The organism is Tahibacter soli (assembly GCF_025717065.2).
In the GTDB taxonomy this organism is placed as follows: domain Bacteria; phylum Pseudomonadota; class Gammaproteobacteria; order Xanthomonadales; family Rhodanobacteraceae; genus Tahibacter; species Tahibacter soli.
This window is the reverse complement of record NZ_JAOVZO020000008.1, coordinates 1-11,919: the sequence shown is the minus strand read 5'-3', so window position 1 is coordinate 11,919 and position 11,919 is coordinate 1. Positions and strand designations below refer to the sequence as shown.

11 protein-coding genes are annotated in these 11,919 nt (G+C 68.2%); 3 read left to right on the top strand and 8 right to left on the bottom strand.

Annotation, left to right across the window (positions count from 1 at the left end; all coding sequences use genetic code 11):
• Nucleotide 1 precedes the first annotated feature (1 nt).
• From OD750_RS06985 to OD750_RS06975, 3 genes are all read left to right on the top strand, one after another.
• Nucleotides 2–220 (top strand): SlyX family protein, encoded by a 219-nt coding sequence (locus OD750_RS06985; RefSeq protein ID WP_263543785.1) that lies wholly within the window; start codon nucleotides 2–4, stop codon nucleotides 218–220.
• Between the two features lie 9 nt (nucleotides 221–229).
• Complete coding sequence (locus OD750_RS06980) at nucleotides 230–829, top strand: DUF2058 family protein (protein WP_263543784.1); 600 nt, start codon at nucleotides 230–232, stop codon at nucleotides 827–829.
• 91 nt (nucleotides 830–920) lie between these two features.
• Nucleotides 921–1,970 (top strand): hypothetical protein, encoded by a 1,050-nt coding sequence (locus OD750_RS06975; RefSeq protein WP_263543783.1) that lies wholly within the window; start codon nucleotides 921–923, stop codon nucleotides 1,968–1,970.
• A gap of 36 nt (nucleotides 1,971–2,006) precedes the next feature.
• Here OD750_RS06975 and phbB read toward each other — a convergent pair whose 3' ends face one another.
• From phbB to OD750_RS06935, 8 genes are all read right to left on the bottom strand, one after another.
• Nucleotides 2,007–2,753 carry an acetoacetyl-CoA reductase gene (phbB, locus tag OD750_RS06970; protein WP_263543782.1) on the bottom strand — a complete coding sequence of 249 codons (747 nt, stop codon included), beginning with the start codon at nucleotides 2,751–2,753 and terminating at the stop codon, nucleotides 2,007–2,009.
• A gap of 151 nt (nucleotides 2,754–2,904) precedes the next feature.
• Nucleotides 2,905–3,390 carry a polyhydroxyalkanoate synthesis repressor PhaR gene (gene phaR / locus OD750_RS06965; protein ID WP_263543781.1) on the bottom strand — a complete coding sequence of 162 codons (486 nt, stop codon included), beginning with the start codon at nucleotides 3,388–3,390 and terminating at the stop codon, nucleotides 2,905–2,907.
• A 334-nt stretch (nucleotides 3,391–3,724) separates the two neighbouring features.
• Nucleotides 3,725–7,015: an error-prone DNA polymerase gene (locus OD750_RS06960; RefSeq protein ID WP_425508221.1), complete on the bottom strand. Its 3,291-nt coding sequence runs from the start codon at nucleotides 7,013–7,015 to the stop codon at nucleotides 3,725–3,727.
• A 95-nt stretch (nucleotides 7,016–7,110) separates the two neighbouring features.
• Nucleotides 7,111–8,598 carry a Y-family DNA polymerase gene (locus OD750_RS06955; protein ID WP_263543779.1) on the bottom strand — a complete coding sequence of 496 codons (1,488 nt, stop codon included), beginning with the start codon at nucleotides 8,596–8,598 and terminating at the stop codon, nucleotides 7,111–7,113.
• Nucleotides 8,599–9,229: 631 nt separating this feature from the next.
• A complete protein-coding gene (gene imuA / locus OD750_RS06950) occupies nucleotides 9,230–9,853 on the bottom strand; it encodes a translesion DNA synthesis-associated protein ImuA (RefSeq protein ID WP_263543778.1) in 624 nt (207 codons plus the stop codon).
• 3 nt (nucleotides 9,854–9,856) lie between these two features.
• On the bottom strand, nucleotides 9,857–10,477 hold the full coding sequence (gene lexA, locus OD750_RS06945) for a transcriptional repressor LexA (protein WP_263543777.1): 621 nt from the start codon (nucleotides 10,475–10,477) through the stop codon (nucleotides 9,857–9,859).
• Nucleotides 10,478–10,863: 386 nt separating this feature from the next.
• Complete coding sequence (locus OD750_RS06940; RefSeq protein ID WP_263543776.1) at nucleotides 10,864–11,364, bottom strand: hypothetical protein; 501 nt, start codon at nucleotides 11,362–11,364, stop codon at nucleotides 10,864–10,866.
• A gap of 59 nt (nucleotides 11,365–11,423) precedes the next feature.
• The gene (locus tag OD750_RS06935; protein ID WP_263543775.1) at nucleotides 11,424–11,885 is read right to left on the bottom strand and encodes a YaiI/YqxD family protein; all 462 of its coding nucleotides are present in this window, start codon (nucleotides 11,883–11,885) and stop codon (nucleotides 11,424–11,426) included.
• Nucleotides 11,886–11,919 lie beyond the last annotated feature (34 nt).

Sequence of the window (11,919 nt, the reverse complement as noted above, 5' to 3'; positions counted from 1 at the left end):
AATGTCCGCAACATCGCTCGAAGAACGATTGACCGAGCTCGAGGTCCGCTTCGCCTTTCTCGAGGACGCGGTCACGTCGCTGAACAGCTCGATCGCCTCGCACGATCGCCTGCTCATGGACATGCGCGAAGAATTTCGCCGCATGCGCAGCGAGCTCGGCGTCGTGCGCTCGTCGCTGTCGCACGACGCCGCTTCCGAACCACCTCCGCCGCACTATTGATTCCGCGCCATGGCCGATTCCCTGCGCGACCAGCTGCTCAAGAGCGGCCTGGTCCAAAAGCTGAAATCCGAAGCGAAACCCGCCGCGCCGGCGCCGCGCCCGCAAGGCTCCGCGCCGAACAAGGGCGCACCGAACAAGCATGGCGGCAAACCGCCGCAGCACCACCACAACAAGCCGCCGCAGCAGCACAAACCGAAACCGGCGGGCGGCGAGCCCGATCTGGCGCAGGCGTACGCGATGCGCGCGCGCGAGGAACGCGAAGCGCGCGAGCGCGAGCAGCGCGAAGCCGAGCTGCGCGCGAAGGAGAAGCGCGAGCGCAAGGAAAAAATCGCGAAGCTGCTCGACGGCAAGGCGCTCAACGCGGCCGACGCCGAGCACCCGCGGCATTTCCCGCATGGCGCGAAGATCCGCCGCGTCTACTGCACGAGCGAGCAGCTCGCCGCACTCAATCGCGGCGAACTCGCGGTCGTGCAGCAGAACGGCCGCTATCTGCTCGTGACGGCGCAGATCGCGCGCGACGTCGAGGCGCTCAGCGCCGAAGCGCTCGTGCTGCTGGTCGATCCGAACGCGCCGGCCGAGGACGACGTACCCGCCGACCTGATCTGGTAAGCCGACCGGCGGCACGTCCCGTGTGATCGATTGCCGCGCGCGCGAAAATGCCGCGCGGCACAATCGCTCCGTCGAACCGGGGGAGCCGGCCATGCGCGCGTTGTTGTCGTTCGTTCTCGTCGTCTGCTGCGCGCCGCTTGCCGCGGCGCCGCTGCCGCGTTTCCCGCCCGGCTCGGTGTGGAATCGCGACATCAGCGCCGCGCCGCCGCATCCCGATTCCGCCACGATGATCGCGGCGACCGGCGGGTGGGGCAACGGCAACAAGCTGCAGATCGATTTTTCGTTCTATGTGCTGAACGACCCGGCCGCCGCCGCGCCGATGGTCGACGTCGTGCCGAATCCCGAGGAGTACTACGCGCCGGATTGCGACAACCCGGCCCAGCCGTCGACCACGTTCCCGCTGCCGGTCGGCGGCGCGATCGAGGGACAGGCGGGTTACACCTGCGACAACCGCTGCGTCGACGACGACTGCGACGACTGCCATCTCATCGTCGTGCGCGGACGCACGCTGTTCGAGGCGTACAGCACGAACGTCGTCGGCGGCGCCGTCGAGGCGCGCTGCGTACTGCGCTGGAACCTCGATCGCGTGTATCCGCCGGAAGGTCGCGGCGAGCAATGCACGAGCGCCGACGCCGCGGGCTTTCCGGTCGCGCCGCTGCTGTTCAACGCCGACGAAGTGCAAGCCGCGCTGCCGGACGGCGATCTGGGGCACGCGATCCGCTTCATCCTGCCGAACCCGAGCATGGCGGCGGCGACATACGTACACCCGGCGACGCATGCGGGCGCGCCGAGCGGCGCGTCGTCGAAGATTCCGTACGGTTCGCGGCTGCGGCTGCGCGCCGACTTTCCGTTGACGAACTACAATCCCGCGGCCCGCGTGATCCTGCGCACGATGCAGCGCTACGGGATCGTGCTGTCCGACGGCGGCGGCATCGCGCTGACGGCCGAGAGCGACCGCTACACCACCGCGAAATGGTCGACGCTCGGCGTCACGTCGCAGATCTTCAATCCCGGCGTCGGCAACCCGGCCGTGCAGCTCGGCGATTTCCAGGTGCTTGAGACCGGCGCGCGTTTCCCGCTGACCTACGACTGCGAGCGCATTCCCGAAGATTTTCTATTTATCGACCATTTCCAGTATTGAGGAAACGGGAGAAACGCGCGTCGCGTCGGGCGCGGCTCAGAAATCCATGAAATAGCCGCCGTTCACCGGAATGTTCGCGCCGGTGATGAAACCCGAGTCGGGCGAGATCAGGAAGTCGACGACGCGCGCGATTTCCGACGGCTCGCCGAGCCGGCCGACCGGAATGTCGGCGACGATCTGCGTGCGCACGTTTTCCGGCATCGACATGACCATCGCGGTCTTGCAGTAGCCCGGCGAAACGCTGTTGACGGTCACGCCCTTGCGCGCCACTTCGCGTGCGAGCGCCATCGTGAAGCCATGCATGCCGGCCTTCGCCGCGGCGTAGTTGGTCTGGCCGAACTGGCCGGTCTGGCCGTTCACCGACGAGATGTTGACGATGCGGCCGTAGCCGCGCTCGCACATGCTGTCGACGACGTTGCGACACATGTTGAACACGCCGTCGAGATTGATCGTCAGAACGCTGTGCCACTGGTCGGCCGTCATCTTGCGCAGCGTCGTGTCGCGCGTGATGCCGGCGGCGTTGACGAGAATGTCGAGGCTGCCGAACTCGTTCTGCACGTTGCGGATCAGCGCGGCGCAGGCGTCGAAGTCGGCGATGTCGAGCGGCTCGAAGCGGATCGCGTCGCCGTAGGCGGCGACTTCGGCGCGAAACGCCTCGATGCGTTCGGCGCGGCTGGCGAGGTCCGCGGCGATCACGACGCAGCCGGAGTCGGCCAGATGCTTGCAGATTTCGGTGCCCAGGCCGCCGATGCCGCCGGTCACCACCGCTACGCGCTTGCCCATTGCACTCCCCCTGATTCGTTGCGCCGCGACCGCACGCAGATATTGCGCCGCCGCACCGTGCTGCGGCGCAGCAGGCGGCCGATGGTAGGAAGGCGGGGAGCGGGTGTCAAACCCGCCGGCGTACGGACGGCGGGGCGGGGCGGACGGCGGATCAGGACTTGCCCGGATCCTTGTCCTTGGCGTTCTTGAGTGTGCCGGCGGCGGCGTTAAGAAAGCCTTGCTGCAGCGACTTCCACATGTCCATATTGCGCTCGGTGAGGTCGTTGAGCATCGACCACGGCGTCTGCCCGAGCATCGTGTTGAGCTGGCTGCGGAACTGCTGCTGCTGGTCGAGAAAGACCTGCAGGCTGCGTTCCAGGTACCCGCCCATGAAGCCCTGCAGCGAATCGCCGTAGAAGCGGATCACCTGCGACAGGAGCTGCGTGGTGAACATCGGCTGGCCGCGTTCCTCGTGCTCGGCGATGATCTGCAGCAGCACGGAGCGGGTGAGTTCTTCGCCGGTCTTGGCGTCGCGGACTTCGAATTCCTCGCCGTCGACCACGAGCTGGCGAACTTCCTCCAGCGTGATGTAGCTCGAAATCTCGGTGTCGTAGAGACGACGGTTCGGATACTTCTTGATGATTCGGACTTGTGCCATGCGGCAAAGCTAGCACGGTATCCCGCGCCGTACCAGTTGCTTTGCTGCGCAGCAATTGGGCCGTGCAGGGGCATCCTGCCCCTGCACGGCTCGAACGACGCAAGCATAGCTTGCGTACGTTCTCCGGCCTGCGTCCGCTACGCGGTCGCAGGCCGCGCGGTCCATCCCTGGACCGCGTGTCGCTTCGAACGGGCGTCGTCGCGGCGTTCGCTCGAACGACGCAAGAGGAGCTTGCGTACGTTCTCCGGCCTGCGTCCGCTACGCAGTCGCAGGCCGCGCGGTCCATCCGTGGACCGCGTGTCGCTTCGAACGGGCGTCGTCGCGGACGGGCGCGTCAATGAAAATCGCGCGACTGCGAGCCGATCTGCGGCAGCAGGCCGGAAAGATCGATCAGCCGCTGCGCGATCACATGCCGCACGTTCTGCTCTTCCTGCAGCATGCCGTCGACGCCCAGAATCGTCGATTCGAGCAGCGGTCTGCGGTAGCGCTCGGCGACGTCGCGCCAGATCACGAGGTTGATCTGCCCGTATTCGTCTTCGAGCGTCATGAACGTCGCGCCGCCGGCTTCCGGCGGGCGCTGTCGCACCGTGACGAGGCCGGCCGTGCGCACCGGCGTGCCGTTGACGAGTTCGCCGAGCACGCGCGAGCTGCGCCGGTGTTCGCCGTCCAGCACGCCGCGGATCAGGCCGATCGGGTGCCGTTCGAGCGACAGGCCGAGCGTCGCGTAGTCGGTCAGCACGTTTTCGGCGGTCGACGGCGGCCTTAGCGCGATGCGTGCTTCGCGGACGGCGGCGCCGGCGAGCACCGGCAGGTCGCGTTCGGCGCCGGCGCTGTCCCAGCGCGCGCGATGACGGTGTCCGGCGACCTGCTTGAAAGCGCCGGCTTCGGCGAGACAGTCGCGCTCGCGCCGCGTCAGCGCGGCGCGGCGGACGATATCGGCGACGCCGTCGAACGTCGCGTTCGCGCGCGCCGCGACGATGCGCAGCGCGGCCGTTTCGGACATGCCCTTGACCAGCCGCAGGCCCAGCCGCAGCGCGAGCGCGCCGTCGTCGGCGCGTTCGAGCGTGCAGTCCCAGTCGCTGGCCGCGACGTCGGGCGGCCTTATGTCGACGCCGTGGCGGCGCGCGTCCTGCACGATCTGCGTCGGCGCGTAGAAGCCCATCGGCTGCGAGTTGATCAGTGCGCAAGCGAACACGGCGGGCCGATGGCATTTGAGCCACGACGACGCGTACGCGAGCAGCGCGAAGCTCGCCGAATGCGATTCGGGAAAGCCGTAGCTGCCGAAGCCCTTGATCTGGCTGTACAGCCGGTCGGCGAAATCGCCGTAGCCGCGGTCGTGCATGCCTTTGTAGATCTTGTCGCGAAAGATCTCGACCTGGCCGTCGTTGCGCCACGAGCCCATCGAACGGCGCAGCTGGTCGGCCATGCCGCCGGTGAACCCGGCGACTTCCTGCACGAGCTTCATGACCTGCTCCTGGAAGATCGGCACGCCGCAGGTGCGTTCGAGAATCTTCTCGATGCGGCCTTTCTTGTCGAGGTCGCCGGCCTCGTCGGGCAGCGACGAGCGCGGATAGTCGATTTTTTCGAGTCCCGCGCGCCGGCGCAGGAACGGATGCACCATGCCGCCCTCGATCGGTCCCGGCCGCACGATCGCGATCTCGATCACGAGGTCGTAGAAGTTCGCGGGCTTCAGGCGCGGCAGCATCGACATCTGTGCGCGCGATTCGATCTGGAAGACGCCGATCGTGTCGGCTTTGCGGATCATCTCGTAGGTCGCCGGATCCTCGGGCGGCAGCGTGTGCAGTTCGTAGTCGGCGCCCTCGTGGGCGCGCAGCAGGTCGAAGCACTTGCGCAGGCACGTGAGCATGCCGAGCGCCAGACAATCCACTTTGAGCAATTTCAACGATTCCAGATCGTCCTTGTCCCACTGGATCACGGTGCGGTCGGGCATCGCGGCGTTTTCCACCGGCACGAGCGTGGTCAGCGGATGCTCGGAAATCACGAAGCCGCCGACGTGCTGCGACAGGTGGCGCGGCGAGCCGCGCAACTCTTCGACGAGCACGATCAGCTGGCGCATCAGGCGGCTGTCGGGATCGAAGCCGGCTTCGGCGAGGCGCTGGAACAGCGGCACTTCGCCGTGGCCGTACGAATACACGTTGCTGAGCAGGTTCAACTGGTCGTCGGAAAGACCGAGCGCGCGGCCGACGTCGCGCGCGGCGCTGCGGCGGCGGTACATGATCACGGTCGCCGCGAGCGCGGCGCGATGGCGGCCGTACTTGCCGAACACGTACTGGATGACTTCTTCGCGCCGCTCGTGCTCGAAGTCGACGTCGATGTCGGGCGGCTCGTCGCGTTCTTCGGAAATGAAGCGCTCGAACAGCAGATTGCCGCGAACCGGGTCGATCGACGTGATGCCGAGGCAGTAGCACACCGCCGAATTCGCGGCCGAGCCGCGGCCCTGGCACAGGATCGGCGGCTCCTGCGCGCGTGCCCAGCGCACGATGTCGTGCACGGTCAGGAAAAAATGCTCGTATTTCAGTTTTTCGATCAGTGCGAGTTCTTTCTCGATCTGGCGGCGCGTGTGCTCGTCGGGGCCGCCTTCCCACTTGCCGGCCGCGCCGGCCCACGTCAACGCCGCGAGATGCGTCGATGCGCGGATGCCGGCCGGTACGACTTCGTGCGGATATTCGTAGCGGATATCGCCGAGCCGGAACGTGCAGCGCGCAGCGATCGCAACGCTCCGCGCGATCAGTTCCTCGGGATAGATCGCGCGCAGCTGTTCGATGCGGCGCAGATGCCGCTCGCCGTTCGGATGCAGCGCCGCACCGGCGTTGGCGACGGTCGTGCCGATACGGATCGCGGTCATGACGTCCTGCAGCGCACGGCGCCGCCGCACGTGCATATGCGCGTCGCCGGCCGCGACGAGCGGCAGTTGGTGCCGTGCGCCGAGCGCCTGCCAGGCGTCGAGGCGCGCGGTGTCGTCCGCGCCGCGATGCAGTTCGACGCCGATCCACGCGCGAGCCGGGAACTGCGCCTTGATCCACGCGGCCTGATCGTCGTTCGCACGATGGCCGGGAGAGGGCAGCCACAGCGCGAGCAGGCCCTCGGGGGCGGCGCGGAAATCGCCGCGCGCGATGCGGTATTCGCCTTTCTCGCTGCGGCGGCGCGCATCGGTGATCAGGCGGCACAGTTCGGTGTAGCCATTCTGGTTTTCGACGAGCAGCACGAGCTTGATGCCGTCGTCGAGCGTGAACTCGCTGCCGACGACGAGCGGCACGCCGGTGTCGCGCGACGCGTTGAACGCGCGCACGATGCCGGCGAGCGAGCATTCGTCGGTGATCGCGAGTGCGCGATAGCCGAGTTTTTTCGCGCGGTCGAACAGTTCGGGGGCGCTCGATGCGCCGCGCTGGAAGCTGAAGTCGGAGAGGCAGTGGAGTTCGGCGTAGGGGATGAGCGGCAGTGCGGTCGCGGCGCCGGCCCGGTCGTTTGCGATGGCGCAGATCGATGCAGCTGCCGACGTCTCCGCTTGAAGGAGGCTCGACGAAGCATCTGGCGTCGCCCCCTCATCCCATCCTTCTCCCCCAAGCGCGCTTGCGGGAGAAGGAGTCGCCGTTGGCAATGTCATCGCGTTGCTCGGGGCTTCGATCGCCGCATCGCCCTGCGCCGCGCGCCGCGCATCGCGCAGCCTTCTGCGCTCCGCCAGATCGATCGTCTTGCCGCTCACGCGAACCACCCGTGCAGCATCCACTCGTCGCGACCGCCCGCGGGCAGGTACGCCCACGCGCGCTGGCCGTTCGCGCAGCGCACGACGTAGTAGTCGCGGCGCGCGTCGTCGCCGTCCCACCAGCCGCTTTCGATGCGTTCGGGACCGGTCAGGATCTGCGCCGGTTTCGGCCGCAGCGGAATCGGCCGGCGCAGCAGCCACAGCGGTCGAGGCGGTGCGGCGCGCGCATCGCCGGCGCCGCGCGGCTCTTGCGGTTTGATGCTTTTTTTACCTTGGGATTTTGCGGTTTTTTCCGGCGGCAGTTCGGCCGGCACCGCGGCGTGGCGCCAGGCGCGTTCGGGACGGTGCTCGGCGACGCAGGCGAGGCCGCGCAGCGCATCGTCGCCGAGCCGCGCGCGCAGGCGCTCGGTCAGTTCGGGCCAGTCGAGGCCTTCGGCGCGCGCGGTGTCGAACAGGTCGCGATGGCGCGGCCGGAACGGCGGCAGGTCGTCGGCATACAGCGCGATCGCTTCGACTTCGGCCGGAATCTGCGCGCGTTCGAGACGGCCGCGGCTGAATTCGTACAGGTCGCCGGCTTCGCGCTGCGCGCTGAGCAGGCCCACGTCGATGCGCGTCGCCGGGCGGCCTTCGTGTTCGAGTACGAGTTCGAAGCGCTGCACGCCGCCGTCGCGCGCGAGCAGGAACAGAGCCAGATCGCGCGTGAGCCGGCGCAGCGGAAACAGCAGCGGCTGCCAGCCGTCGATATGGCCGTCGAGTTCGATGCGGCGCGCGAAGCGGTCGGGCGGCCGGTACAGCGGCCATGCTTCCGGCGCTTCGCCGCGCAGGCGGTCCAGATGCAGCAGGCCGGCCGGGCCGATGCGTCGCGTCAGCTCCGCGCGCGGCAGCGCGAACACGTCGCGCAGCGAGCGAAAACCCATGCCGAGCAGCAGCGCGACCGCATCGGGCGCAAGCCCGCTCAGCGCGATCGGCGCCTGCCCGAGCGCGGTGAGCATCGGTCCCGGCTGACGGATCGCAAGACCGTCGCGGCACGCGGCGAACACTTCCGCCGCCGCCGCGATCGGCGCGACGGCGAGTGCGTGTTCGCCGTAGCCGAGTTCGCGCAGTTCGTCGCGCAAGCGGCGCTGCAGGGCAGGCCAGCCGCCGAACAGGGTCAGGCTGGCGCCGATTTCGAGTCGCAGCGTCGCCGGTTCCGCGATGCCGACCTGACCGCTGAAGCGGTAGGCCCACGCGGCCAGGAGCTCAAGCGAGGCACGCTCCGACGCGACGTCGCGCGGCAACAGATGCACGTCGCCGCATAGCGCACGCGCCGCGGCGACCGGTTGGCCGCGCCGCACGCCGCGTTGCTGCGCGGCGGCGTTGGCCTGCGCGATCAGCGGTCGCTGACGCGGGCCTTCGGTCAGCGCGCACGGCACGGAGCTCGCCGCCGCATCGGCGAAGACAGCGACCAGCGGCAGCGTGGGAAAGCGCAGACAGGCCCAGAGCATGGCGCGAACGTTGATGGCGATAGGACGAGGATGCGGTCGGTGCGTCTCAAACGGTGGGACGATCGGATGCGATGCGGAGCGTTGCGGGATGAGTCGATGCGGATCGGGGACGCCACGCCCGGGAACGCCCATCGGTGCGGCACTGTGCATGGGGGCTTCGCGACCGCGACTCAAAGTTGCTGCGGCACGTCGGCAACGGCGTGCGGAATGCGGCGGACCGTGCGTCGTGACGGACCGGCGCGAAACAGGTGCGCCGCGCGGTAAAGCCGACGATACCAAGTACGCAGGTGGCAGACCGCTTGGGGCGCGACGGTGGCTTCGCATCAACACGCGACTGCGTCGCAGGAGCTTCGCAACGACAAATCGCGGCACCGGGGCAAGTAAGGAGCAATGCGGGAGCGGCAATCGCACGGCGGCCTCTAGTTCGCCGTGCGATAGTGCCTCCGCTCCCGCATTACCCACTGCCACCGTTGCGTCTATCCGGTTCTCGTGACGGCCGTTTTACAGCCGCTGCGGTTTGTCGGATCGGACGCTGCATCGGGAGGCCATCCCTGGCCGTCGTGCTCCCTGCCTGAAACCATCGCATCGCACCAGGCGGTGCCGCCTGCTCGCATGAGCGGCGCACGCCCTCTTATGCGCGCCATCGCAATCGCGCGGCGCGGCGGGCGTCGAAGCCGCCGCGACACTTGATCACCTCGATATCGGTCGTCGTGCCGTCGCTGTCGACGACGAGCCGCAGACCGGCCGGGCTCGCGCCGTGCGCAACGGACGCGGGGCGGAACGCGAATCCGAGCGCGCCGCCGGTTTCCGCTGCGAGCTGCAAACGGCGCAGCTGCGCGTAGTCGGCCTTCGGCAGCCAGAACAGCACTGCGCCGCAACCGCCGGAACGCAGGCATTGCTCGGCGCTCCAGGCGCCGTCGCCGCCGGTCGCGTCGATGTCGACCACGTGCGCGAGATCGACGCCGTGCGCCGCCAGTGCCGGCGCGTACGGGAGGTACGGCGGCGTGATGAAGGCGACGCGCCGGCGGCGCTGCGTCAGTTCAGCGAGCGCCGGCATGACGAGGCTCAGCTCGCCCAGGCCGTCGCGCGCGACGAGGATTTCGCTCAGCGCACCGAGCGGCCAGCCGCCGCCGGGCAGCATCGCGTCGAGCGCGGCGAAGCCGGTCGGCTGGGCGCGCTGCGCCGGCAGCGACGACGACGCGCGTCGCCAGATGCCGGGATGACGCAGGACTTCATTTAACGCAACGGCATTCATGCTTCACCCCTGACGAATCATGCCGACGTAAAGGCCTTCGATCGCGAAGGAATCGGTGCGCCGCGGATCGACTTCGATCGGCGCGAAATCCGGGTTCTCCGGCAACAGCAGCGTGCGTCCGCGCTCGCGCTTCAAGCGCTTGACGGTGATTTCGTCGTCGAGCCGCGCGACGACGATGCGGCCGTCGTCGGCGTCGTCCGTGCGATGCACGGCGATGAGATCGCCGTCGAGAATGCCGGCGTCGCGCATGCTCAGGCCCACGACGCGCAGCAGGAAATCGGCGCGCGGGCGAAACAGCGCGGCGTCGACGGCGTAGTGGTTTTCGACGTTCGCGTCGGCCATGATCGGCGTACCCGCGGCGACGCGCCCGATCAGCGGCAGTTCGCGCAGCGCCGGGGCAGGGCGGCGTTCGGCGGCGCGCAGGCCGCGATGCTGCGGCAGGCGTTCGAGCGCGCCCTTGCGTACCAGCGCTTCGACGTAGTCCTGCGCCGAACTGTGGCTGCGCAGGCCGAGCGCGTCGGCGATGTCGCGCAGCGCCGGCGGACGGCCGTGCTCGGCGCTGTACTCGGCGATGAAGTCGAGTACGCGCTGCTGGTTGGCGGTGAGGTCGGCTTTTGAGTGCATACGTACGAATGTACGTATCGGCGCGAGGCATTGCAAGTGCCGGCGCAGGGCCGGGGTGACGAACCGGCAAAGCCGCGCTGAAGCGCGGGCCGGTTCGTAGAAGGTCGCGCTACGCGCGAAGTATTTGTCTTGGATCCCGATCTTCATCGGGATGACGAATTGGCAAAGCCGTGCGCTGCGCGCACGGGCCAATTCGTAGAAGGCCGCGCTACGCGCGCAGTATCGAGTTGGATCCCGGCTTTCGCCGGGATGACGAACCGGCAAAGCCGCGCTGAAGCGCGGGCCGGTTCGTAGAAGGCCGCGCTACGCACGCAGTATCGAGTTGGATCCCGGCTTTCGCCGGGATGACGAACCGGCAAAGCCGCGCTGAAGCGCGGGCCGGTTCGTCACTTGCTTCTGGTCACTTTCGCGCGGGTGTTGTAGCCCTCGATCGACAGGTACCACGCATTGCCGATCATGCCCGGTTCGATCTTCACCTGCGGGTTCGTCAGGCGCACGCCGGCGAGCGTCGCCTGGTCGATCTGCGACCATTCCTGGCCGTTCTCGAGCACGTACAGCCGGCCCTGGCGAAAGCCTTTGAATTCGCCGACGAGCTTGCTGACGATCGGTTCGCTGCTGCCGAAGTTGAAATAGCCGCGGTTCTCGGTCTTGACCTTGTCCTCGGCCAGCGTCGCGGCTTTCTTCGTTTCGGTCGTGATCTTGCGGTTGAGCCACGCGTTGAGATTGGCCAACTGCTCCGGGCTCAGAAGATCCAGGCCCGCGGCCTTGAACTGCTCGGGCGTCATTTCCTTTTCGATCGGCGGCGACGGGTCGGCGGCGGCGGCGAACGACGCGGCGGCGACGAGCGCGGCGGCAAGCACGGAGCGGGTGATGCGGATCGCAAGCATGGAGACGAGTCCTGGTCGAGAGGGGTCGCCAAGTGTAGAGCTTCCTTCGTACGAAACGCTCACCGATGCGACGTTCGTTGCGCGTCGCTCAGCCAGCGGTCGAGCTGGTTCGCGAACGCCTGACGGTCGCGCGGATGGAAGGCCGCCGGACCGCCGGTGTCGACGCCGGCGCCGCGCAGTTCGTCCATGAAATTGCGCATCGACAGGCGCTGCGCGATGGTGTCGGGCGTGTACAGCTCGCCGCGCGGATTGAGCGCGCCGGCGCCTTTGGCGATCGCCTGCGCGGCCAGCGGAATGTCGGCCGTCACGACGAGATCGCCGGCTTCCACACGCTCGACGATCGCGGCGTCGGCCGCGTCGAAGCCGCCGGGCACCTGCATCGCGCGGATATGCCGCGACGGCGGCGTGCGGATGTACTGGTTCGCGACGAGGATCGTCTCCACGCCGGTGCGTTCGGCGGCGCGGAAGACGATTTCCTTGATCACGTTGGGGCAGGCGTCGGCGTCGATCCAGAGGCGCATGAGGGGTGTCTCCTTTGCTCGTCATCCCAGCGCA